This window comes from Rhizobium acidisoli, from assembly GCF_002531755.2.
Classification (GTDB): Bacteria; Pseudomonadota; Alphaproteobacteria; order Rhizobiales; family Rhizobiaceae; genus Rhizobium; species Rhizobium acidisoli.
Genome location: NZ_CP034999.1, coordinates 485,692 through 511,198, shown reverse-complemented (window position 1 = coordinate 511,198; position 25,507 = coordinate 485,692). Strand labels below are relative to the sequence as shown.

At 57.9% G+C, this 25,507-nt stretch carries 10 protein-coding genes and 7 pseudogenes; 8 read left to right on the top strand and 9 right to left on the bottom strand.

Annotation, left to right across the window (positions count from 1 at the left end; all coding sequences use genetic code 11):
• Positions 1-579 precede the first annotated feature (579 nt).
• Positions 580-2,007 carry an ISNCY family transposase gene (locus CO657_RS24745; RefSeq protein ID WP_054186386.1) on the top strand — a complete coding sequence of 476 codons (1,428 nt, stop codon included), beginning with the start codon at positions 580-582 and terminating at the stop codon, positions 2,005-2,007.
• A 211-nt stretch (positions 2,008-2,218) separates the two neighbouring features.
• Entirely contained in the window at positions 2,219-3,205 is a 987-nt protein-coding gene (locus CO657_RS24740; RefSeq protein WP_054186365.1) for an IS30 family transposase, read from the top strand.
• Positions 3,206-3,304: 99 nt separating this feature from the next.
• Here CO657_RS24740 and CO657_RS24735 read toward each other — a convergent pair whose 3' ends face one another.
• On the bottom strand, positions 3,305-4,042 hold the full coding sequence (locus tag CO657_RS24735; protein ID WP_054186364.1) for a hypothetical protein: 738 nt from the start codon (positions 4,040-4,042) through the stop codon (positions 3,305-3,307).
• Positions 4,043-4,258: 216 nt separating this feature from the next.
• Between CO657_RS24735 and CO657_RS24730 the strand changes: the two are divergent.
• The 4 genes and pseudogenes from CO657_RS24730 to CO657_RS24715 form a co-directional block, all read left to right on the top strand.
• A pseudogene (locus CO657_RS24730) lies at positions 4,259-5,056 on the top strand (IS30 family transposase); the annotation flags it as partial.
• 343 nt (positions 5,057-5,399) lie between these two features.
• Positions 5,400-5,495 (top strand): annotated as a pseudogene (locus tag CO657_RS37525) (integrase catalytic subunit); the annotation flags it as partial.
• A gap of 211 nt (positions 5,496-5,706) precedes the next feature.
• Positions 5,707-7,344 (top strand): MFS transporter, encoded by a 1,638-nt coding sequence (locus CO657_RS24720; protein WP_128715604.1) that lies wholly within the window; start codon positions 5,707-5,709, stop codon positions 7,342-7,344.
• Positions 7,345-7,421: 77 nt separating this feature from the next.
• Positions 7,422-7,727, top strand: coding sequence for a hypothetical protein (locus CO657_RS24715; RefSeq protein ID WP_054186370.1), 306 nt, complete (start codon positions 7,422-7,424; stop codon positions 7,725-7,727).
• Positions 7,728-8,505: 778 nt separating this feature from the next.
• Here the strand turns inward: CO657_RS24715 and CO657_RS24710 are convergent.
• Positions 8,506-8,832, bottom strand: a pseudogene (locus CO657_RS24710) (AIR synthase-related protein); the annotation flags it as partial.
• A 13-nt stretch (positions 8,833-8,845) separates the two neighbouring features.
• Between CO657_RS24710 and CO657_RS24705 the strand changes: the two are divergent.
• Positions 8,846-9,518, top strand: a pseudogene (locus CO657_RS24705) (leucine zipper domain-containing protein); the annotation flags it as partial.
• Between the two features lie 396 nt (positions 9,519-9,914).
• Here CO657_RS24705 and CO657_RS24700 read toward each other — a convergent pair.
• The gene (locus tag CO657_RS24700) at positions 9,915-13,481 is read right to left on the bottom strand and encodes a Ulp1 family isopeptidase (RefSeq protein ID WP_425375995.1); all 3,567 of its coding nucleotides are present in this window, start codon (positions 13,479-13,481) and stop codon (positions 9,915-9,917) included.
• A gap of 617 nt (positions 13,482-14,098) precedes the next feature.
• Between CO657_RS24700 and CO657_RS38285 the strand changes: the two are divergent.
• Positions 14,099-14,215, top strand: a pseudogene (locus CO657_RS38285) (MFS transporter); the annotation flags it as partial.
• A 15-nt stretch (positions 14,216-14,230) separates the two neighbouring features.
• Here CO657_RS38285 and CO657_RS24685 read toward each other — a convergent pair.
• The 6 genes and pseudogenes from CO657_RS24685 to CO657_RS24655 all read right to left on the bottom strand — a co-directional run bounded on the left by CO657_RS24685 (position 14,231) and on the right by CO657_RS24655 (position 25,082).
• Positions 14,231-16,774 (bottom strand): Ulp1 family isopeptidase, encoded by a 2,544-nt coding sequence (locus CO657_RS24685; RefSeq protein ID WP_245487163.1) that lies wholly within the window; start codon positions 16,772-16,774, stop codon positions 14,231-14,233.
• Between the two features lie 575 nt (positions 16,775-17,349).
• Positions 17,350-17,571 (bottom strand): annotated as a pseudogene (locus CO657_RS24675) (hypothetical protein); the annotation flags it as partial.
• 459 nt (positions 17,572-18,030) lie between these two features.
• Complete coding sequence (locus tag CO657_RS37520) at positions 18,031-19,593, bottom strand: Ulp1 family isopeptidase (RefSeq protein ID WP_245487162.1); 1,563 nt, start codon at positions 19,591-19,593, stop codon at positions 18,031-18,033.
• A 254-nt stretch (positions 19,594-19,847) separates the two neighbouring features.
• Positions 19,848-20,726: a hypothetical protein gene (locus CO657_RS37515; RefSeq protein ID WP_245487161.1), complete on the bottom strand. Its 879-nt coding sequence runs from the start codon at positions 20,724-20,726 to the stop codon at positions 19,848-19,850.
• 601 nt (positions 20,727-21,327) lie between these two features.
• A pseudogene (locus CO657_RS24660) lies at positions 21,328-22,425 on the bottom strand (IS3-like element ISRel21 family transposase); the annotation flags it as partial.
• A gap of 89 nt (positions 22,426-22,514) precedes the next feature.
• The gene (locus CO657_RS24655) at positions 22,515-25,082 is read right to left on the bottom strand and encodes a Ulp1 family isopeptidase (RefSeq protein WP_425375994.1); all 2,568 of its coding nucleotides are present in this window, start codon (positions 25,080-25,082) and stop codon (positions 22,515-22,517) included.
• Between the last annotated feature and the right edge of the window lie 425 nt (positions 25,083-25,507).

Genomic DNA, 25,507 nt, shown 5'->3' with positions numbered 1-25,507 from the left:
TGCGACGATATTTGCTGACCCTCTGCGCAATGTTCTAAATCAATGCTAGGCCGACTACTTTTGGTCCAACAAGGAAAGGGTGAAGCGAATGGAGGTTATTCCAAGCTATCGACCCGATCATTTTGCTGGTTATGATCTGTTCAAACGCGAGATGGGTCAGCTGGCTCAATGTACACCTAGTGCCGTGGTTCCGGGTCAGGATCCAGTGAGGGTTCCGTTGGGCCGAGCGCCGGCGTTGAAGCGGGACAAAACTCGAGCGGCGTTCGACGTTCGGACGCTCTTGTCAAGGCGGTCCAGCCCTTCACTCCACGACTGCAATGCTCATTTCCGGTGCCCTTATCCTCCTGTTGATCGCTTGACGCGTGAGGCGTTCGCTAAGTCGAACAAGCAGTACGCACGCAGAAGTGTTCCATAATAACCCTTACGCAACAATTGTTTGTAGGAGCTATTTAGTAATGCGACAGTTGGGCCAGTTAGAGATGCGACAGTCTCGCCTTTCGACGTGCTGGTCAATGCCAACGTTGGGAGCAAGGATGACGACTTTCAGCCTGGTCGAGACCATGAGCGGTCGGAGTCGTCATGTCCTTTATGATCACCATGTCGCAGAAAGAATTGCATCGCCTCGAAGTTGTTCAGAAGATCCGTGATCGACGCCTGAGCGTCGTCCAGGCGACTGAGGTGCTCGATCTCAGCCGAAGTCAGGTTCATAGGCTGCTGCAGGCTTATGATCGTTCCGGTGAAGCCGGTCTTGTTTCGAAGAAGCGATCACGGCCGAGCAATCGGCGCCACAGCGAGGATTTTCGCAATGCGGCGCTGGATCTGATCCGCGAACGCTATCCGGATTTCGGTCCGACGTTAGCACGCGAGAAACTGATCGAACTGCATCAGATTTCGGTCGCCAAGGAGACGTTACGCCAATGGATGACCGAGGCCGGCATCTGGATCTCGCGACGCGAACGCAAGAAGCGGATTTTTCAGCCGCGCGGCCGGCGGGATTGTCTCGGCGAGCTCGTCCAGATCGACGGTTCGCATCACTGGTGGTTTGAGAACCGCGGTCCCAAATGCGCCCTGCTCGTCTACATCGATGATGCTACCGGCAAGCTCTTGCATCTGCGGTTCGCCGGATCGGAGAACACCTTCGACTACCTGCATGCGACGAAGGCCTATCTGCAGCAATGGGGCAAACCTCTGGCATTCTATAGCGACAAGCACGGTGTCTTCCGCCCGGTCCATGCATCGGAGAAAGACCGGACGAGCGGCCTGACGCAGTTCGGTCGTGCCCTTTATGAGCTCAACATCGATATCATCTGCGCCAACACCCCGCAGGCCAAAGGTCGCGTGGAACGCGCCAATCAGACGCTGCAGGATCGATTGGTCAAGGAACTGCGGCTGCGCGGCATCGACACGATCGAGGCTGCAAACCTCTATGCACCGGCGTTCATTGCGGATTTCAATGCTCGTTTCGGCAAGCCGCCGCGCAATCCGAAGGACATGCATCGGCCGCTGGCCGCACATGAGAACCTCGATGCCGCCATGTGCCGGAAGGAGGTCCGCACGCTGTCGCAGTCCCTGACGCTACGCTACGACAAGGTCCTGTTCATCCTCGATCCGACGGAACAGGCCAAGGCGCTGGCGGGTAAGAAGGTCGTCGTCTGCGACTATCCGGATGGTCGCCTCGAGATCATGCACGAGAGTTTTGCCCTGCCCTACAGAACCTTCGATAAGTTGCGATCGATACATAGACCCGAAGTCGTCGACAACAAGCGTTTGGACGACATGCTTTCGATCGTCGCTGAGCTGCAGGCTGGACGTGAACTGCAGCGCAGTAAGAGCGGCCCGCGCCGCACCGGTCAGACGGATCATATGTTTGGGATACCGGATGGTAGCCAGGGCAACGGTTATCAAAAGCGTGGTCGCAAGCCCGGCCCGCGGACGGACTTCATGAACGATCCGGAAGTCATTGCCAAACGGCAGAAGGCGCTGGCGCGGATGGAGGCTGCCGAATGAATGGTGTCGCCATAGTCTCAAAGCTAAAGCCGAAGGGTGCCTCTCACCCGCCCCCTCCCTACCCTTGCAACCCGGACCAGCCGGTTCGGTCGGGGGCTGATCGCCAGTGCCAGTGTCGCGTTTCTAACTGGCTGACGACGTCGCGCCTCTAATCAGCTTTGACATTGTTTGTAGCCGCAAAGTTGAAGTGTCCTGTTTCTGCAAAGTTGGAATGTCACACTCTCCCCGTTTTGACGAACGCCGATCGATTTCCAGGATGTTGGATCAGAAGTTTAGCCAGTCTGAGATCGCCAGACGCCTCGGCCGGGACCGTGCGACCATCTCCCGGGAGATCAAACGCAACTACTGGCACGATCAGGAATTCCCCGATGCCGAGGGCTACTGGGCGATGACCGCCAACGACATGGCGCGCGACAGGCGCCGGCGGATCGGCAAGCTCTTTCGTCGCGAGGATTTGCGGAACGAAGTGATCGGAAAGTTGGAATCCGGCTGGTCGCCGGAACAGATTGCTGGACGACTGAAAATCGAACCAGCGGCCAAGGCAAGCGTCTGTCACGAGACGATCTACCGGTATGTCTATTCACCAGAAGGACGACGGCAGCAACTCGCGCGGCTTCTCCCGGAACGGCGGAGAAAGCGCCGGCCGCGATATGCTCGCAAGCCGCAGAATCCAGTCTTTCCAGATGAGCGTTCGATCAAACATCGGCCGGAAGCCATCAACGATCGCAAGGAATTCGGTCACTGGGAAGCCGATCTCATGATCTTCGAAAGGGTTCAGTGCAATGCCAATGTGGCAACGGTTGTTGAGCGGACGAGCCGGTTCACCATGCTGTTCAAAAACAACGACCGGCAGTCCAAGCCGATCATGGAGCGGCTCATCGACGTGCTCAGCCCCCTGCCCAGGCATGCCCGGCAAAGTTTGACGTTTGATCGCGGATTTGAATTCGTCTCCTGGCGGCGACTGAAGCAGGGAAGGGGAACCGATGCATGGTTCTGCGATCCGTCTGCGCCCTGGCAAAAAGGCTCCGTTGAGAACATGAATCGGCGGATTCGGCGTTACCTGCCGAGGGATACTGCTGTCCTGTCAGTTCCTGATGAATCGATACGATCACTGATCGATCGGTTGAACAGTACGCCGAGAAAATGCCTTGGTTTCCGCACCCCAGCTGAAGTGTTCAGGCGTGAAGTGAACAAATGACGGCAAGCCGGGGCGAAGGACGGATTTTATGAATGATCCTGCGGTGATTGCGCGGCGAGAGAAAGCGTTATTAGGCAGCCAGCGGCAGAATAGAGATCGTCAATGCACGCCGATATCGCTTTGCGTATCCGATTCCAACTGCAGGCAAGCTGCCCAAAGTAGCGTCTTGTGGAAGGATCCATCCTGCAGAAGAGTGAGCCCATCTCGTGCCTCGTAGAGCAAGCCGAGCCAGCATAAGCGTTGGAAGACGCCATACTGAAGATCGGATTTCAACTCCCAGCCTTCTATGGTCATTTCGGTGTCCGACAAAGGCGCCAGCTCTGGATAGAGAACCTTCACAACGTCCATTGGCGTGCAACCTTCTCTGGCCTTAATATTGAGAAGATTGAGGAACATGCGCCACCAGCGTAAACGCGCTCGGACCTCCTCTTCCCGCTCGGTGGCGTGGACATAGGAATAGAGATAATCCGTGGCGACCAGATCGAAGAAGGCTTGCGGGTTCACCAAAAACTCCCGGCCGCGTCTGGTTGGCAGCAGCACATCCTTTTTCCGGCGAAGAAGCTTCAGATGACGGGCCATGTCGCGCACGACCCAAAGCGGCGGCATGTCGCTTTCATTGAGCACCTTGTTCATGCTGTAGAGGTCCTCGGCTGTGAATCCTGGCCAGAGAAAGTGCACAGCGGCCCAATGCACGAACTTGCGGTTCATGGCGCCGGTCGCCGTCAATCCTATGCCACCCTCACCGTCAGCATAGGCAACGGACAGAAGCATGCCGCGAAGAAGTGGTGACAGCGCGGCGATGTCGGCGTCACCTTGCAGGTTGATTTCCGGAAGCATCGTGCGGCTTTGATCCCCAACTGCGCCATGCAAGTCCCAGCGAGTATCGAGCGGTAAAAGAACAATTGCTAGTGAGAAAGCTAAAGCCGAAGGGGTGCGTCATCACCCGCCCCCGCTCCGCCCTTTCAACCCGGCCCAGCCGGTCGGATCGGGGGCTGATCTCCCTGCCCTGTAGTAGCCTTTAAGCCCTTGTTGCATTTACATTAGAAGTCACATTCCAAGGAGCGGCGGCGCCGGCTGAGAAAGCTGCGGCGTCACCCGAATTTGCGCACAGAGATCATCAACCAGTTGGAGGCTCGCTGGTCTCCAGAACAGATTGCCGGACGCCTACTGTCGGAGGGGCTAAGTCTTGTTCGCGTCTGCAAAGAGACAATCTATCGCTTCATCTACAGCAAGGAAGGTTATGGGCTAGGCCTCTATCGCTATCTGCCCGAAGCGCGCCGCAATCGTCGCCCACTGCGCTCCAGGAAGCCGCGGGACGGTGCGTTTCCAGCCACTCACCGCATATCCCAACGGCCTGATTTTATTGGAGATAGATCGCAGTTTGGGCATTGGGAGGGCGACCTCCTCATCTTCGAACGTCCACTCGGCCATGCCAATGTCACTTCCTTCGTGGAGCGCAAGAGCCGCTATACCGTTCCCATCAAGAATCCGAGCCGGCATTCGCGCCCGATCATGGACAAGATCATCAAAGCGTTTTCTCCTTTACCGGCCTTCGCGCGTCAAAGCTTCACATTTGATCGCGGTACCGAGTTCGCCGGGTTCAGGGCTTTGGAAGAAGGGATCGGTGCGTGCAGTTGGTTTTGCGACCCAAGTGCGCCTTGGCAAAAAGGGACCGTCGAGAACACCAACAAGCGCATTCGACGCTTCCTGCCAGGCACCACAGATCTGGCAGTTGTGTCGCCACGCGACCTTCTCCACCTCACGCGCCATATCAACGATCAACCGCGCAAGTGCCTCGGATACAGGACACCGACCGAGGTGTTTATCGCGCATTTGCACGAAGACAGGTGATCCCCTATCCTGCAAAACTGGCATGATGCACTTGGGTTAGCTTCTCCACGGCTATTTAGTAATGCGACAGTTGGGCCAGTTAGAGATGCGACAGTCTCGCCTCTCGATGCGCTGGTCAACGTCAACGTTGGGAGCAAGGATGCCGACTTCAGCCTGGCGGAGACCAGGAGCGTTCGGAGGCGTGATGTCCTGTTTGATCACCATGTCGCAGAAAGAATTGCATCGCCTCGAAGTCATTCAAAAATTACTGGCGCGACTGTTTCGGTGAACTCATCCAGATCGACGGCTTGCACCGCTGGTGGTTAAGAACCGCTCGTCTGCATCTGCGGTTCGCCGGATCGGCAGGATCGTCAAGGAACTGCGGCTGCGCGGCATCGACACGATCGACGGGGCTAAAGCCTATGCGCCGGCGTTCATGGCGGACTTCGATGCTCGGTTCATTCGGCTGTCGTTCAACCTGCTTCGACGACGGCCCGCTCTCATTGATTTCGATTCGCGGTCTTGCCGCGTTGCGTCGACGCGAAGTTGGCCGACTTCTTGCGTGCGGCTTCTCCAACGCTGGCGGTAACGCGCATGACGGACGCCCACCACCATGACCAAACGCCGTTCGGTCTCACCGAAGCCGACCCGCCCGAAAGAGACTGATCGACATGGACGCGATTGAAGAGCGAGCATCCTCGGGGCTGTTAGCGCCACTGAAGAATTCAACGTTTCGTTCGATTTTCTTCGCGTCGCAGCTCTCCAGCCTGGGTTGGCTGATGCAGACGGTGGCCCTCAGCTGGCTGATGGCCACCGTTTCCACTTCGGATGTGATGGTCGCCCTCGTCCAGGCATCGTCTACCCTGCCTGCCTTTTTTCTTGCGATTTTCGTTGGCGCGATTGCCGACAACTACAGCCGGCGCATGGTCATGATCGTCGGCCGAAGCCTGATGATGGCGGCCTCGGCGATGCTGACGATCCTGATGGCTTTCGGCATCACCGATCCATGGATGATCCTGGCGTTCAGTTTCCTTGACGGCTGCGGTATCGCACTCAGCGATCCCGCGTGGCGCGCTTCGCTTGGCGACATGCTGGAGCGCCGCCATCTGCCGTCGGCCGTCACCCTTCTCAATGTCGGATTCAACACGGTCCGTAGCGTCGGTCCCGCGCTTGGCGGCATCATCGTCGCGATTTTTGGGCCGCTCGTCACTTTCGCGCTCACCACGCTTGGCTTCGTCGCGCCCCTCACCGCTCTGTGGCGAAACAAGTGGACCGTGAAAGCGTCGACCCTCCCTCGCGAAGCGCTCATGACGGCGATCTATGATGGACTGCGGTTCACGGCGATATCCTCGGAAATCAAGGCAGCTATTGTCCGCGGTACGCTGTTTGGGCTGACCGGAACCTCGATGCTGGCGCTCCTGCCGCTCGTCGCAAGAGACCTCTTGAAGGGCGGCCCAATCGACTACGGTATTCTCATGGGTGGCTTCGGCGCCGGCGCGCTGATCGCGGGGCTCGTGAACCCGCCACTCAGGCGCGCGGTCACGCAGGAACTGCTGATTGTTCTGGCATGTGTCGCGTGCGCGGTATGTGCGATCTCACTTGCGCTGACGTCTTCCCTGATCATCGCAACAGTCTGCCTCGCCTTCGGCGGCGCCGGCTGGGTAACCGGATGGTCGGGGTTCGGCGTCAACGTGCAGTTGGCAAGCCCGCGCTGGGTGGTCGGTCGCACGATTTCCATCTACAGCGCTTTTACTTATGGGGGGATCGCCGCTGGCAGTTGGCTCTGGGGAATTATCGCCGAAAACCATTCCCTCTCCCTATCCTTGGCATGTTCTGCTGCCGGCTCGTTGCTGGTCGCCGCACTTGGGCTCAAGCTGCCGATCAGCAACCGCTTGGAGTCTGAACTCGAAGCCTCCGGCGCCTTCGATGCGCCAGTACCTGCACTCGATCTGAAGCCGAGAAGCGGCCCAATTCTGGTGACGACGGAATATGCTATTGCCGAAGAGAACGCCGCTGTCTTTCTGGAGATCATGCGCAGACGGCGGCATGTTCAAAGCCGAGCCGGCGCACGCCATTGGACCCTCACGCGCGACGTTCAGCAGCCTTCGCGATGGCTCGAGACCTTTCGGACGCCGACTCGGGTTGATTTTCATCGCCTTAATCACCGCCTCACGGCAGCGGACAAGCGCTTGGACGATGAGCTGAAGGGGTTGAGCGCAGCATGCAACCTGCCACGGACGACCATTTTGGTGGAGCGCCCGCCAGTTGCGCGCAATTCCCCGCCAGATCCCTACGTATCGCAGAAATGAGCAATTGCGTCTCAAGTGGTTCATTCGGAACAAGGCTCGCACAAGGCAGAACTCTTGTTGAGGTCTCAGGATCGACGGTGGTCTCCGGAAAAGACTCCATCTCGGTCGGCGAGGATAATGACCGCGTATTCGGTAGCGTGGGCAATGATCACGTCTTTGGCGACGAGGGCAACGACTACTTCTACGGCGACATGGGTCGCGTTAAGCCTTGCATCCTGGATGCGGCCCTCCTTGGTGGGGACAACGACAAGCTTTATGGCCGCGATGAGGCGACCTCACTCGCTCGCGTGGTCCACGGGTTCCCCCGTGACGCACGTTCCCGTGAAGACGCATTCGTCGCAGTAAGCCGGCCGAAGGCATCGCACAGGCGGCTGTCACGGTGACTTAGATTTCATCTCGGCCTATGCGTGCAAATAAGGCAATAGGGTTGGACGGCTGACTAACATTCCGCTTCTAAACAAGCGGACGTCTCCTTTGCCGCGGACAGGTCTGTGGGTTGTGCGCGTGTCATAGTGGCGCCCCCATTGGCACGCGCACCCCCGCGGGCTGACTTGCTTCTAAAGCAAGGACTGAATCTCTACAGTTCGTCATAAACACTTGCAAAGCCTGGGTAACGCTCGAGGTCTCGTAGCGTCTTGACAAGACTCTGGCTTACCCTTGAGCTGAGCCCCTTAATTTTCTTCCTTACATTTCCCGGTGCGGGTACCTGCCTAATATAGCGGATAAGTGATTGGGCTGCGCCAGGAGTGATATCGTGACGCTTCTGCGCTAACTCCTCAATCAGCAAAAATATATGCTCAACATCCTGCCCCATCCACGAAACGAGGCGGTGCAAGGGACGTTCTGCCCAACAACTGCCCTCCGAAGCATCGATTCGAGCTGTCGCCGCAATCCACCATCCTTCGAAATGATTAACGATAGAGTCCCGAAGACATAAAAGGCTTTTCGCGACTTGACGTTGCCAGAGAAGTTGCCCTCGCGAAATGGCATTGTCCGCGCTTGCTCCAGAACTCACTAAGGGCTCGCGGATTATTTGATGATGCGTCAATCATCTTCCCGCAGATACGTTCAGCTTCCGGAAGGTTATATATGAATTCCATATTGTACCATCGACGCATCATGAAAATGTCGTGGTATCCGATACCTTCGGCCTGACGAAAAGGGGATCGCATCCTCCTCGATGCGAAAGCCGGCTTTCGACTGGCTGGCGATTTCGTCCAGGGTAGCGGCGATGCCGCCGCGCGTTGGATCCGCATCAACCGGATATGCCTCCCGCCGCCGCGACCATCACGGCTACAAGCTGGTGCAGCGCTGCGCTGCGGAGACGATATCTCTATCGAATTCCAGGTTCTCGCGCTTCGACATCACGGCGACACCGTGGTCACAGATGGAGTCTGGGATGATCACAGCATCGCCCAGCCGGGCCGCATCGGGACGAAAATCGAGCCCGTCGGGAACCATGCCGACACCCGCCGTCGAGATGAAAACGCAGGAGGACCGAATGAACATTCACAAGAATGCCCGTTTGACACCGCGGCGTCGAGAGGAGATGGCGCGCGCCGTTATTGAGGGCGCTTGTCCCAAAGCCGAGGCTGCGCGGAGTGCCGTCGAAGGTGGTCGCTCGTTGGAAGGCGCGATTTCTGGCGGATGGCGCCGCCGGCATGGCGGACCGGTCGTCGCGGCCGAGGACAAGTCCGAGACGCACCGCGGCCAACATTGCCGGCGAGATTGCAGTGTTGCGCCGACAGCGGCTGACGGGCAAGCACATCGCCAAGCAGACGGGCGTGTCGGCGGCAACGGTGAGCCGGGTTCTCAAGCGCGCCGGTCTTTCCCGGCTGAAGGATATCGAGCCGGCCGAACCGGTGTGACGCTATGAGCGCGAGGGGCCTGGCGAAATGATCCATATCAACATCAAGAAACTTGGCCGCTTCATCCAGGTTGGCCACCGCATCACGGGTGATCGAACCCGCCAAAGTTCGCGCAGGGGCAAAGGCTGGGGCGCCGGCTGGGAGTACGTTCACGTGGCCATTGATGACGCCTCGCGCATTGCCTTCTCGCAGATATGGCCAGACGAAAAGAAGGACAGCGCGGTCGCCTTTCTCAAGGCGGCACTGACCTACTATAATAACCTCGGCATTACCGTCGAGCGCGTCATGACCGATAACGGTCCCTGCGACATTAGATAGAGACAGCCCCGGACGAACATACGGAAATGCGGTACCCAGCTCGCGCATAAGAGTATGTCAGCCGTCGTCAAAATGCCCTGTCTCCCTCGTTTGCTCAATAGTTTCACGCTGTGCTTCCGTCGTCAAAGCCGGAAGGAAAAAGCATGACAAAGAGCTTGCATACGACATAAGAGAGATGCGACAGCCGTCGCCTCTTGGGATGCTGGCCAAACGTCAACGTTTTGAAGGAAGACTGGCGACGTGCACATTCGATGTCGCCCCGGCACTGGGGATCGTCTCATCTGGGTTGGCGCGCTGCACGTGGCCGCGTAAAAACGGATTCTCCCTCAACGGTTTGGTACTTTTCAAGAACGACTGGCATCTATTGCTCGATCCATCTCCACCCTATTGCATGAAAAGGTAAATGTCGCTCTGCATGCCTGATGGCCCCAGAGTGGCCGTGTAGGGCACACCATGGATACTGAAGTTGGTGGGTTTGTCCGCGCTCGGCAGCAAGTCATACAAGTACATTGCAGGCAGAAGGTCATCTGGTACCGGTTGATTGCCGTGTTGCCAGCTCGGAGGGACAGCTTCTCCCAAGTCGTCCACAGGCAGCATGTACTGTGGGGTGCCGAAGATCGATGCCCCCAAGCTTTGCTCCCATGGTGCGTCTGGCGGATTGACGCTTTGCACCGGTGAATAGGCGGCTGATGGCAAATCCTGCCGGAAGGTCGCTGTATTCCAGCTATCGGGAAGCTGGCCGGGTTGACCCACTCCATGCCAAAACTCTGCGGGATCGGCGATCTGTGTGGAGGACTCCGGTCCAGCCGCCGCAGCCCCCGCTCGAGCACCGTTGGGCGCGGTGCTCAGACGTCGTTGGAGTTGCTCCCGATCGGCGACGAGGTTGTCGAGGAAAAGGTAAATGTCGCTCTGCATGCCTGATGGCCCCAGAGTGGCCGTGTAGGGCACACCATGGATACTGAAGTTGGTGGATTTGTCCGCGCTCGGCAGCAAGTCATACAAGTACATTGCAGGCAGAAGGTCATCTGGTACCGGTTGATTGCCGTGTTGCCAGCTCGCAGGGACAAATCCTCCTAAGTCTTCCACAGGCAGCATGTACTGTGGGGTGCCGAAGATCGATGCCCCCAAGCTTTGCTCCCATGGTGCGTCTGGCGGATTGACGCTTTGCACCGGTGAATAGGCGGCTGACGGCAAATCCTGCCGGAAGGTTGCTGTATTCCAGCTATCGGGAAGCTGGCCGGGTTGACCCACTCCATGCCAAAACTCTGCGGGATCGGCGATCTGTGTGGAGGACTCCGGTCCAGCCGCCGCAGCCCCCGCTCGATCACCGTTGGGCGCGGGGCTCAGACGTCGTTGGAGTTGCTCCCGATCGGCGACGAGGTTGTCGAGGTGCAGCACGGCTGGCCGGTCTCTTCGCGCCAGACGTCTAACGAGCGCCCGCGTGCCGTCAACCACGAAGACTCCGCAATCATAGTCGTTGCGCTGTTGGGTCATGCGGACGGGCTCCAGACGGGTACCCAACCTTTGTGCGAGCATTGCTGCAAACTCGTCGTTCTGTCCCCGGAAGGAGTCATAGTGATAGGCAGCCGGCCCCTCGCGGTTGCGACGGTCAACGAGTAGCAGCGACCAATGGGTGCCGCGGCGATCAGGATCCGAAGCACTGGCATCGCTCACTGGAAGGAACAGGAAGTCGGCTGTATCTCTTCCATTCTGATCATTAACGATGCGCTGGAAAGCGCTCAGCGCGGTGCTCTCGTCGCCCAGGCGCAGATGATAATGGGCTATCAGGGGATCGATAAGCCGCGTCCTGGCGGCGAGATCCGGATCGTTTCGCTGCAAGTCCTGCATTAGCAGCTCATAATCCGTCTGGATATGCTGGTCGCCCAGCCATTCGGTATGGTCGAGCGACAATCCGCTGCGGCCTTCGATCGATGGATCAACCTGCTGCAGCGGCCAGGTTGATCTGAACTCGGCACGTGGATCCGAACGGCCGTCCAGACCGGCCGGTTCCCGGCCACTTGCCTGCTCAGGGGACAACCCCGACGCTGCGTTCGCCTCAACGGCTTGCTGGTACTGCCGAAGCCGCTTGAAAGACATAGTATATCTTCCCATGGCTTCGGTGAAGTCTTGGTAATCTTTTTTCAACGACTGTCGCTGCTCATCAGTACCGGTGAGTCGGCTGACTATGCTCTCCCTGCCCTCCCTTTGGAGCCAATCGCTAAACTTTCGTAGGTTACTGGCATTTTTCCGAGAAGTCGAGTCCGATCCGCGCTTACTCCGCTCTTCCTTGGCGAAGCTATCAATCATGAGGGCGTCGTCGGGATAAGGATGATGCTGTTTCAACTGCGACTCGGCGCCTAGATACTGCCGCAGCCGATCGAGACTCACGTTTATTTTTTTTCCCATGGCTTCGGTGAAGTCTTGGTAATCTTTTTTCAACGACTGTTGCTGCTCATCACTGCCAGTCAGGCGACTGCCTATGCTCCCCCGACCATTCTTTTGGAGCCAACTACTAAACCTCCGTTGATTGCTGGCCAGATTCAAGACGCCTTTCCTCTTGGAAGTCGAGTCCGGTCCGAGCTTGCTCAGCTCTTCATTGGCGAAGCCATCAATCATGCGGGTGTCGTCGGGATAAGGATCATGCTGTTTCAACTGCGACTCGGCGCCTAGATACTGTCGCAGCCGATCAAAACCCACGCCGCTCATTTTTCCTTCATCCTTGGTAAAGTCCCTAAAATCGTCCTTCAACGACCGTTGCTGCTCATCACTGCCAGTCAGGCGACTGCTTATGCTCTCCCTGCCCTCCCTTTTGAGCCAAGCGCTAAACTTTCGTTGATTTATCGCCATATTCTGGACAACTTTCCTCTTGGAAGTCGAGTCCGGTCCGAGCTTGCTCAGCTCTTCGTTGGCCAAGCCATCAATGATGAGGGCGTCGTCGGGATAAGGATCATGCTGTTTCAACTGCGACTCGGCGCCTAGATACTGCCGCAGCCGATCGAAACCCACGACCACTTTTTTTCCTTCAGCCTTGGTAAAGGCCCTAAAATCCTCCTGCAACGACCGTTTCTGCTCATCACTACCGGTGAGTCGGCTGACTATGCTCTCCTTGCCCTCCCTTTTGAGCCAAGCGCTAAACCTTCGTTGGTTACTGGCATTTTTCTGAGAATTCGGGACCGGTCCAAGCTTGCTCAGCTCTTCCTTGGCCAAGGCATCAATGACGCGGGCGTCGTCGGGATAAGGATCATGAATTCGGCGCCCCATCAGGCGCGGCCCAGGTCCAACGGCTTGGAGTTCTTGCCCCTCAGGCGCGAGCCTCCTGAAATGAGACAGTGCTGAGCTAAGACGGTTCTGATCGTCCTCACCGCTTGCCCAATAATCCGCGATATCAACGGCTAGTGAATCTGGATCGTTTAAAAACCGAGAAGCCATCGAATCTCTGTTCTCTGCTCGGAGCCAACGAGCGAACCCCCTAAGAATCCATAAATTGTTCACGACGGTAGCCTCGGGAACCCTTCCGTCCCCTCGGCCGATGCTACCGTCGGGTAGAATTTCGTAGTCTCGGACTGCTTCCGCGAACTGGTTGATGCGAGACGCGTCATCGGGATGCATGTCCCGGTCGGCGGGGCGACCACGCTTGGCGCCGACGCGAACCTTGGTTGAGACCTCCGTTGCGGCATCAACGTCTTGCTGCCCCGAACCCCTCTCCGGCGCCAGCGACTGCGGCGTCACTCGCATCGAACCGCCCACGGATCTGCGACGCGGCACACGGTCGCCGGCGTCACTATCGTGCGAACCGAGGCGCAAGTCGCTCGGATCCTGTTCCATCTCTCGGCTCTCTGAATAGTAGTCCTGGATCCAGGCGTCCGCCTCGAAAGCTCCGGTCACGCCTTCGATCCACCCACTTACTTCGCGAGAATCGTCATCGCGCGGCTGGTTCCGTCTTGGGTACATCGATGCCGGTCCTCCGGAAATCAAATTTGGAACCTCGATCCTAATGCCTGCCGACCGCCGCCAAGCATGCAAAAGCCAGATCCAATCATGCCCTCAAGGCATCGCCGAACACCATATGGCGACGGCTTGCCGACAATCGTCTGCACCCGACCATCAGGCCGGCACAGAGGCTCGCCAGCTTGCCGCTTGCCATGCGGAGCCCGCTAGAATTGGCCTTCTTTTAAGCAGTTTCGAGTGATGTGTGGGACATGCAGCGTGAAGGGCGCCGTTAGGATTTCCGATTCCAACCAATCCATCCGCCGGCCTTTCTGATTTCGCCGCATCAGGCAACGGAACCATATGCGGTGTAGCTGCTGACAGAACCCGTCGAGCGCCTGATAGTTATGCGACCTGCCGCCGTAGCCCGTTTTCATTAATTTCGATTCGCGGTCTTACCGCGTTGCGTCGGGGCGAAGTTGGCCGACTTCTTGCAAGCGGCTTCTCCAATGCTGGTGGTAACGTGAGCATGACGGGCGCCTACCACCATGACCAAACGCTGTTCGGTCTAACCGAAGCCGAGCCGCCCGAAAGAGACTGATCGACATGGACGCGATTGAAGAGCGAGCATCCGTAGCCTATTGGCGCCACTGAAGAATTCGACGTTCCGTTCGATTTTCTTCGGGTCTCAGCTCTCCAGCCTGGGTTGGCTGATGCAGACGGTGGCTCTCAGCTGGCTGATGGCCACCGTTTCCACCCTATTGCTCGATCCATCACCACCCTTGCAGGAAAAGGTAAATGTCGTTCTCCCTGCCTGATGGCCCCAGAGTGGCCGTGTAGGGCACACCATGGATACTGATGCTGGTCTGGGGTTTGTCCGCGCTCGGCAGCAACTCATACCAGGACATTGCAGGCAGAAGGTCATCTGGTACCGGTTGATTGCCGTGTTGCCAGCTCGCAGGGACAGCTCCTCCCAAGTCTTCCACAGGCAGCATGAACTGTGGGGTGCCGAAGATCGATGCCCCCAAGCTTTGCTCCCATGGTGCGTCTGGCGGATTGACGCTTTGCACCGGTGAATAGGCGGCTGACGGCAAATCCTGCTGGAAGGTTGCTGTATTCCAGCTATCGGGAAGCTGGCCGGGTTGACCCACTCCATGCCAAAACTCTGCGGGATCGGCGATCTGTGTGGAGGACTCCGGTCCAGCCGCCGCAGCCCCCGCTCGAGCACTGTTGGGCGCGGGGCTCAGACGTCGTTGGAGTTGCTCCCGATCGGCGACGAGGTTGTCGAGGTGCAGCACGGCTGGCCGGTCTCTTCGCGCCAGACGTCTAACGAGCGCCCGCGTGCCGTCAACCACGAAGACTCCGCAATCATAGTCGTTGCGCTGTTGGGTCATGCGGACGGGCTCCAGACGGGTACCCAACCTTTGTGCGAGCATTGCTGCAAACTCGTCGTTCTGTCCCCGGAAGGAGTCATAGTGATAGGCAGCCGGCCCCTCGCGGTTGCGACGGTCAACGAGTAGCAGCGACCAATGGGTGCCGCGGCGATCAGGATCCGAAGCACTGGCATCGCTCACTGGAAGGAACAGGAAGTCGGCTGTATCTCTTCCATTCTGATCATTAACGATGCGCTGGAAAGCGCTCAGCGCGGTGCTCTCATCGCCCAGGCGCAGATGATAATGGGCTATCAGGGGATCGATAAGCCGCGTCCTGGCGGCGAGATCCGGATCGTTTCGCTGCAAGTCCTGCATTAGCAGCTCATAATCCGTCTGGATATGCTGGTCGCCCAGCCATTCGGTATGGTCGAGCGACAATCCGCTGCGGCCTTCGATCGATGGATCAACCTGCTGCAGCGGCGAAGTTGATCTAAACTCGGCACGTGGATCCGAACGGCCGTCCAGACCGGCCGGTTCCCGGCCACTTGCCTGCTCAGGGGACAACCCCGACGCTGCGTTCGCCTCAACGACTTGCTGGTACTGCCGAAGCCGCTTGAAAGACACGTTGCAACTTCCCACGGCTTCCGTGAAGTCTTGGTAATCAATTTTCAACGACCATTTCTGCATCTCGCTGCCGTTGAGCCGGCTCGCTATGCTCTCCCGACCCGTGGTTTGCAGCCAATCACTAAACCTCCGTTGATTGCTGGCCAGCTTCAAGACGACTCTCCTCTGCGAAGTCGAGTCCGGTCCGAGCTTGCTCAGCTCTTCCTTGGCGAAGCCATCAATCATGAGGGCGTCGTCGGGATAAGGATGATGCTGTTTCAACTGCGACGCGGCGCCTAGATACTGCCGCAGCCGATCGAGACTCACGTTTATTCTTTTTCCTTCATCCTTGATAAACTCCCTCAAATCGTCCTTCAACGACCGTTGCTGCTCATCACTACCGGTGAGTCGGCTCGCTATGCTCTCCCTGCCCGTCCTTCGGAGCCAATCACTAAACCTCCGTTTATTGCTGGCCAGATTCAAGACGACTTTCCTCCTCTTGGAAGTCGAGTCCGATCCGAGCTTGCTCAGCTCTTCGTTGGTGAAGCTATCAATCATGAGGGCGTCGTCGGGATAAGGAACATGCTGTTTCAACTGCGACTCGGCGCCTAGATACTGCCGCAGCCGATCTAAACTCACGACCACTTTTTTTCCTTCATCCTTGATAAAGGCCCTAAAATCCTCCTGCAACGACCGTCGCTGCTCATCACTACCGGTGAGTCGGCTGACTATGCTCTCCCTGCCCGTCCTTCGGAGCCAAGCGCTAAATTTTCGTTGGTTACTGGCATTTTTCCGGGAAGTCGAGACCGGTCCGAGCTTACTCAGCTCTTCCTTGGCCAAGCTATCAATGATGAGGGCGTCGTCGGGATAGGGATCATGCTGTTTCAACTGGGACTCGGCGCCCAGATACTGCCGCAGCCGATCGAAACTCACGCTTATTTTTTTTCCTTCATCCTTGATAAACTCCCTAAAATCCTCCTGCAACGACCGTTGCTGCTCATCACTGCCAGTCAGGCGACTGCCTATGCTCCCCCGACCCTTCTTTTGGAGCCAATGACTAAACCTCCGTTGATTGCTGGCTATATTCTGAACAACATTCCTCTTGGAAGTCGAGTCCGGTCCGAGCTTGCTCAGCTCTTCGTTGGCCAAGCCATCAATGATGAGGGCGTCGTCGGGATAGGGATCATGAATTCGGCGCCCCGTCATGCGGGACGCGCCATCCGGATGCATGCCCCGGTCGGCGGGGCGACCACGCTTGGCGCCGACGCGAACCTCGGTTGAGACCTCCGTTGCGGCATCAACCTCTTGCTGCCCGCGCAAGTCGCTCGGATCCTGTTCCATGTCTCGGCTCTCTGAATAGCAGTCCTCAATCGAGGCGTCCGTATCGAAAGCTCCGGTCACGCCTTCGATCCACCCACTTACTTCGCGAGAATCGTCATCGCGCGGCTGGTTCCGTCTTGGGTACATCGATGCCGGTCCTCCGGAAATCAAATTTGGAACCTCGATCCTAATGCCTGCCGACCGCCGCCCAGCATGCTAAAGCCAGATCCAATCATGCCCTCAAGGCATGGCCGAACACCATATGGCGACGGCTTGCCGACAATCGTCTGCACTCGACCATCAGGCCGGCACATGGCTTGAGAGGCTCGCCAGCTTGCCGCTTGCCATACGGAGCCCGCCAGAATTGGCCTTCATTTAAGCAGTTTCGAGTGATGTGTGGGACATGCAGCGTGAAGGGTGCCGTCAGGATTTCCGGTTCCAACCAATCCATCCGCCGGCCTTTCTGATTTCGCCGCCTCAGGCAACGGAACCATATGCGGTGTAGCTGCTGACAGAACCCGTTGCGCGCTTGATAGTTATGCGACCTATGGCGCGGCGATCAGGATGAGACGCGCGCGACAATCTGGATGAGATTCTTATGTCGCGGTCGGGATGAAGTTATCATGTTGATTGTCGCTGGCAAGAGCTTCATCGTGGTCTGATTGCCGCTCCGCGACAAACTGTGCGGTGCCTTTGATTGTCGCGAATGAGGCTGGCCTGCCGCGCTGGCGTTTGGCCTCCATGGCGGAACGTCGTCGATAGCTTTCGACGTTCATTTCGAAGATCGTTGCGTGATGAACAAGTCGGTCCACCGCGGCACCCGCCCGCAGGCATAGTTTGATAGTTGCAGGATACGGGGTCGGCATCGAGTACCCAACTCACACGTTGGCTCATGATCGCTGTATGAAATGCATCCGGCGCCATGGGCGGGTTTCGTCCTGGCCTGAAGCCATAGTAGAACCCGCAAAGGGTAGGCCGTCATAGACGGCACTAAGCACTTCAGCGACCGCGCCAGCCTCCTTCGCCCCCGAGGCTCTTCCCGCATCCGTATCTGTCTACACTTCAGATGCGACAGCCGTCGCCTCTTGGGATGCTGGCCAAACGTCAACGTTTTGAAGGAAGACTGGCGACGTGCACATTCGATGTCGCCCCCGGCACTGGGGATCGTCGCATCTGGGTTGGCGCGCTGCACGTGGCCGCGTAAAAACGGATTCTCCCTCAACGATTTGGTGCTTTTTCAAGAACGACTGGCATCTATTGCTCGATCCATCTCCACCCTATTGCCGGAAAAGGTAAATGTCGTTCTCCCTGCCTGATGGCCCCAGAGTGGCCGTGTAGGGCACACCATGGATAGTGATGCTGGTCTGGGGTTTGTCCGCGCTCGGCAGCAACTCATAATAGGACATTGCAAGCCGAAGGCCAGCCGGTGCCGGTTGATTGCCGTGTTGCCAGCTCGGAGGGACAGCTCCTCCCAAGTCGTCCACAGGCAGCGTGTACTGTGGGGTGCCGAAGATCGATGCCCCCAAGCTTTGCTCCCATGGTGCGTCTGGCGGATTGACGCTTTGCACCGGTGAATAGGCGGCTGATGGCAAATCCTGCCGGAAGGTCGCTGTATTCCAGCTATCGGGAAGCTGGCCGGGTTGAGCCACTCCATGCCAAAACTCTGCGGGATCGGCGATCTGTGTGGAGGACTCCGGTCCAGCCGCCGCAGCCCCCGCTCGAGCACTGTTGGGCGCGGTGCTCAGACGTCGTTGGAGTTGCTCCCGATCGGCGACGAGGTTGTCGAGGTGCAGCACGGCTGGCCGGCCTCTTCGCGCCAGTCGTCTAACGAGCGCCCGCGTGCCGTCAACCACGAAGACTCCGCAATCATAGTCGTTGCGCTGTTGGGTCATGCGGACGGGCTCCAGACGGGTACCCAACCTTTGTGCGAGCATTGCTGCAAACTCGTTGTTCTGTCCCCGGAAGGAGTCATAGTGATAGGCAGCCGGCCCCTCGCGGTTGCGACGGTCAACGAGTAGCAGCGACCAATGGGTGCCGCGGCGATCAGGATCCGAAGCACTGGCATCGCTCACTGGAAGGAACAGGAAGTCGGCTGTATCTCTTCCATTCTGATCATTAACGATGCGCTGGAAAGCGCTCAGCGCGGTGCTCTCATCGCCCAGGCGCAGATGATAATGGGCTATCAGGGGATCGATAAGCCGCGTCCTGGCGGCGAGATCCGGATCGTTTCGCTGCAAGTCCTGCATTAGCAGCTCATAATCCGTCTGGATATGCTGGTCGCCCAGCCATTCGGTATGGTCGAGCGACAATCCGCTGCGGCCTTCGATCGATGGATCAACCTGCTGCAGCGGCGAAGTTGATCTAAACTCGGCACGTGGATCCGAACGGCCGTCCAGACCGGCCGGTTCCCGGCCACTTGCCTGCTCAGGGGACAACCCCGACGCTGCGTTCGCCTCAACGGCTTGCTGGTACTGCCGAAGCCGCTTGAAAGACGTAGTGTGCCTTCCCATGGCTTCGGTGAAGTCTTGGTAATCTTTTTGCAACGACTGTTGCTGCTCATCAGTACCGGTGAGTCGGCTGACTATGCTCTCCCTGCCCTCCCTTTGGAGCCAATCGCTAAACTTTCGTAGGTTACTGGCATTTTTCCGAGAAGTCGAGTCCGATCCGCGCTTACTCCGCTCTTCCTTGGCGAAGCCATCAATCATGAGGGCGTCGTCGGGATAAGGATGATGCTGTTTCAACTGCGACGCGGCGCCTAGATACTGCCGCAGCCGATCGAAACTCACGCCGCCCATTTTTTTTCCTTCATCCTTGGTAAAGTGCTTGTAATCGTCCTTCAACGACTGTTGCTGCTGATCAGTACCCGTGAGTCGGCTGACTATGCTCTCCCTGCCCGTCCTTCGGAGCCAATCACTAAACCTCCGTTGATGTATGGCCGTAATCCGGACAGACTTCCTCTTGGAAGTCGAGTCCGATCCGAGCTTGCTCAGCGCTTCCTTGGCCAAGCTATCAATGACGAGGGCGTCGTCGGGATAAGGAACATGCGGTTTCAACTGCGACTCGGCGCCTAGATACTGCCGCAGCCGATCGAAACTCACGACCACTTTTTTCCTTCAGCCTTGATAAACTCCCTAAAATCCTCCTGCAACGACCGTCGCTGCTCATCACTACCGGTGAGTCGGCTGACTATGCTCTCCCTGCCCTCCCTTTTGAGCCAAGCGCTAAACTTTCGTTGCCCACTGGCATTTTTCCGGGAAGTCGAGACCGGTCCGAGCTTACTCAGCTCTTCGTTGACCAAGCTATCAATGATGAGGGCGTCGTCGGGATAGGGATCATGAATTCGGCGCCCCCCAGGTCCAACGGCTTGGAGTTCTTGCCCCTCAGGCGCGAGCATCCTGAAATGAGACAGTGCTGACTGAAGAAGGTTCTCATCGTCCCCACCGCTTCCCCAATAATCCGCGATATCAACGGCTAGTGAATCTGGATCGTTTAAAAGCCGAGAAGCCATCGAATCTCTGTTCTCTGCTCGGAGCCAACGAGCGAACCCCCTAAGAACACTTGAATTTTTCCTCCCGGTAGTCTCGGGAACCCTTCCGTCCCCTCGGCCGATGCTACCGTCGGGTAGAATTTCGTAGTTTCGGACTGCTTCCGCGAACTGGTTGATGCGGGACTCGTCATCGGGATGCATGTCCCGGTCGGCGGGGCGACCACGCTTGGCGCCGACGCGAACCTTGGTTGAGACCACGTGAGTCTCCGTTGCGGCATCGACGTCTTGCTGCCCCGAACCCCTCTCCGGCGCCAGCGACTGCGGCGCCACTCGCATCGAACCGCCCACGGATCTGCGACGCGGCACACGGTCGCCGGCGTCACTGTCGTGCGAACCGAGGCGCAAGTCGCTCGGATCCTGTTCCATGTCTCGGCTCTCTGAATAGTCGTCCTGGATCCAGGCGTCCGTATCGAAAGCTCCGGTCACGCCTTCGATCCACCCACTTACTTCGCGAGAATCGTCATCGCGCGGCTGGTTCCGTCTTGGGTACATCGATGCCGGTCCTCCGGAAATCAAATTTGGAACCTCGATCCTAATGCCTGCCGACCGCCGCCCAGCATGCTAAAGCCAGATCCAATCATGCCCTCAAGGCATGGCCGAACACCATATGGCGACGGCTTGCCGACAATCGTCTGCACTCGACCATCAGGCCGGCACATGTCAAAGCCGGAAGGAAAAAGGCATGACTAAAGAGCTTGCATACGACATAAGAGAGATGCGACAGCCGTCGCCTCTTGGGATGCTGGCCAAACGTCAACGTTTTGAAGGAAGACTGGCGACGTGCACATTCGATGTCGCCCCCGGCACTGGGGATCGTCTCATCTGGGTTGGCGCGCTGCACGTGGCCGCGTAAAAACGGATTCTCCCTCAACGATTTGGTGCTTTTTCAAGAACGACTGGCATCTATTGCTCGATCCATCTTGACCTGCCCCAGCGAATTTCCTCCAGAATTGATTAGAGTCCGGCCCATCATGAACCGCTCCCAAACGTTGGACCACCGGACGCTAGAGTTTTCCGGCTTTACTCAGGGAGGCGGGCTGGTTGCGCACCCTGAATTCACCAACGAGTGGCACCTTGTTGCCGATCGCACCATGAGGTCTTTCCTCATTATAGTATCTACGCCAATCCTCCATCTTTTCGCGGGCATCCGCAAGGGTCAGGAACCAATGCTGGTTCAGGCATTCTGCACGGAAGCGGCCATTGAACGCTTCGATGAAGGCATTGTCCGTCGGCTTGCCGGGGCGTGAGAAGTCCAACGTCACGCCCTTGGAATAGGCCCACAGGTCCAAGTCGCGCGACACGAACTCGGTCCCTTGGTCGACACGGATCGTTTTCGGATAGCCGGCTTTTTGGCACACCCGTTCAAGGGTTTGCACAACGTCTTCGCCTCTATAGCTATGACGTGGATCAAGCACCGGCACGTAGCGCGAGAAGGTGTCGACCACCGTCAGCACGCGCAGTTTCTTACCCGTTGCGAGTTGGTCGTGAACGAAGTCCATCGCCCAGACGTCGTTGGGTCCGACGGCCATGTGCCGATCCTCGCGAAGCTTGGCTTTTACCCTCCGCTTCGGTGTCTTGTTCCGCAACTGTAGCCCCAAGTCCCTGTAAATGCGGTAAGTTCGCTTGATGTTGGTGCCCCAACCTTCGCGTTCCAACAGCACATGCACGCGGCGATAGCCGTACCGCACACGGATCTCGCAGATCTCGCGAATACGACGTTCCAGACCGGCCTGATCAGCACGGCGAGAGGTATAGTGGTGAGTTGATCGATCGAAGTTCAACGCTCCACAAGCACGCCGGATCGAGATCGCCCAATCGCAGCACATGCCTTTCACCATCTCCCGCTTCCGAGCAGGCCTTAGAGCTTTCGGCGGATGACATCCTGCAACATCTCGCGGTCCAGCGTCAGATCCGCGACGATCTTCTTCAGGCGCGAATTCTCGTCCTCGAGCTGTTTCAGCCTCTTCATCTCCGGTGGCAGCATGCCCGCATATTTTTTCTTCCAGTTGAAATAAGTCGCCTGGCTGATCCCCGCCTTCCTGCAGATTTCAGCAACCGACACGCCTTCATCACCTTGCTTCAGAATGAACGCCTTCTGAGCGTCCGAAAACTGCGATGCTTTCATCGTCTTCTGGTCCCTTTCCCAGCCAGGAAAATGCACCGGAAAACTCTAACCAAAATTGGTCCAGTTTGAAGGGTTCAGATCACTTCAGATCACAGGAAAAGGTAAATGTCGTTCTCCCTGCCTGATGGCCCCAGAGTGGCCGTGTAGGGCACACCATGGATAGTGATGCTGGTCTGGGGTTTGTCCGCGCTCGGCAGCAACTCATAATAGGACATTGCAAGCCGAAGGCCAGCCGGTGCCGGTTGATTGCGGTGTTGCCAGCTCGGAGGGACAGCTCCTCCCAAGTCGTCCACAGGCAGCATGTACTGTGGGGTGCCGAAGATCGATGCCCCCAAGCTTTGCTCCCATGGTGCGTCTGGCGGATTGACGCTTTGCACCGGTGAATAGGCGGCTGACGGCAAATCCTGCCGGAAGGTCGCTGTATTCCAGCTATCGGGAAGCTGGCCGGGTTGACCCACTCCATGCCAAAACTCTGCGGGATCGGCGATCTGTGTGGAGGACTCCGGTCCAGCCGCCGCAGCCCCCGCTCGAGCACCGTTGGGCGCGGTGCTCAGACGTCGTTGGAGTTGCTCCCGATCGGCGACGAGGTTGTCGAGGTGCAGCACGGCTGGCCGGCCTCTTCGCGCCAGTCGTCTAACGAGCGCCCGCGTGCCGTCAACCACGAAGACTCCGCAATCATAGTCGTTGCGCTGTTGGGTCATGCGGACGGGCTCCAGACGGGTACCCAACCTTTGTGCGAGCATTGCTGCAAACTCGTTGTTCTGTCCCCGGAAGGAGTCATAGTGATAGGCAGCCGGCCCCTCGCGGTTGCGACGGTCAACGAGTAGCAGCGACCAATGGGTGCCGCGGCGATCAGGATCCGAAGCACTGGCATCGCTCACTGGAAGGAACAGGAAGTCGGCTGTATCTCTTCCATTCTGATCATTAACGATGCGCTGGAAAGCGCTCAGCGCGGTGCTCTCATCGCCCAGGCGCAGATGATAATGGGCTATCAGGGGATCGATAAGCCGCGTCCTGGCGGCGAGATCCGGATCGTTTCGCTGCAAGTCCTGCATTAGCAGCTCATAATCCGTCTGGATATGCTGGTCGCCCAGCCATTCGGTATGGTCGAGCGACAATCCGCTGCGGCCTTCGATCGATGGATCAACCTGCTGCAGCGGCGAAGTTGATCTAAACTCGGCACGTGGATCCGAACGGCCGTCCAGACCGGCCGGTTCCCGGATACCTGCCTGCTCAGGGGACAACCCCGACGCTGCGTTCGCCTCAACGACTTGCTGGTACTGCCGAAGCCGCTTGAAAGACATAGTGAGTTTTTTTCCCATGGCTTCGCTGAAGTCTTGGTAATCTATTTTCAACGACCATTGCTGCTGATCACTGCCGTTGAGCCGGCTCGCTATGCTCTCCCTACCCCTGGTTTGCAGCCAAGCACTAAACTTTCGTTGATTGCTGGCCACATTCCGGGCAACTTGCCTCTTGGAAGTCGAGTCCGATCCGAGCTTGCTCAGCTCTTCCTTGGCGAAGCCATCAATCATGAGGGCGTCGTCGGGATAAGGATGATGCTGTTTCAACTGCGACTCGGCGCCTAGATACTGCCGCAGCCGATCGAGACCCACGCCGCCAATATTTTTTCCTTCATCCTTGGTAAAGGCCCTAAAATCGTCCTTCAACGACTGTTGCTGCTGATCAGTACCCGTGAGTCGGCTGGCTATGCTCTCCCTGCCCGTCCTTTGGAGCCAAGCACTAAACCTTCGTTGGTTACTGGTATTTTTCTGAGAATTCGGGACCGGTCCGAACTTACTCAGCTCTTCCTTGGCCAAGCTATCAATGATGAGGGCGTCGTCGGGATAAGGATCATGTATCTGGCGCCCCATCAGGCGCGGCCCAGGTCCAACGGCTTGGAGTTCTTGCCCCTCAGGCCCGAGCCTCCTGAAATGAGACAGTGCTGACTTAAGACGGTCCTGACCATCCCCACCGCTTGCCCAATAATCCGCGATATCAACGGCTAGTGAATCTGGATCGTTTAAAAGCCGAGAAGCCATCGAATCTCTGTTCTCTGCTTTGAGCCAACGAGCGAACCTCCTAAGAATCTTTAAATTGTTCGTGAGGGTACCCTCGGGAACCCTTCCGTCCCCTCGGCCGATGCTACCGTCGGGTAGAATTTCGTAGTTTCGGACTGCTTCCGCGAACTGGTTGATGCGGGACTCGTCATCGGGATGCATGTCCCGGTCGGCGGGGCGACCACGCTTGGCGTAATCGACGCGAACCGTGGTTGAGACCACGTGAGTCTCCGTTGCGGCATCGACGTCTTGCTGCCCCGAACCCCGCGACGACGTCTTGCTGCTCCATCCGAACGCCTTCTTGAACCCTGACGCCATGCGCGACTTAAATCCGCGGCTTTTGCCCTGCGGCGCCGCGGCGACTTCGCCCGCCTCCGCCATATTGCTCGATGTCTTGCCCCCCGAGCCGCCGAATCGCAAGCTGCTGGAGCCCGCCCGAGAGACGTCTATGCTGTGGCGGGCGCCGCTCAACGAGTTCTCCGGCGCCCGCGACTGCGGCGTCACTCGCATCGAACCGCCCACGGATCTGCGACGCGGCACACGATCGCCGGCGTCACTGTCGTGCGACCCGAGGCGCAAGTCGCTCAGATCCTGTTCCATGTCTCGTCTCTGTGAATTGTAGTCCTGGATCCAGGCGTCCGTATCGAAAGCTCCGGTCACGCCTTCGATCCACTCACTTACTTCGCGAGAATCGTCATCGCGCGGCTGGTTCCGTCTTGGGTACATCGATGCCGTCCTCCGGAAATCAAATTTGGAACCTCGATCCTAATGCCTGCCGACCGCCGCCAAGCATGCTAAAGCCAGATCCAATCATGCCCTCAAGGCATGGCCGAACACCATATGGCGACGGCTTGCCGACAATCGTCTGCACTCGACCATCAGGCCGTCACAGAGGCTCGCCAGCTTGCTGCTTGCCATGCGGAGCCCGCCATTCGATGCCGCCCCCGGCACTGGGGATCGTCTCATCTGGGTTGGCGCGCTGCACGTGGCCGCGTAAAAACGGATTCTCTCTCAACGGTTTGGTG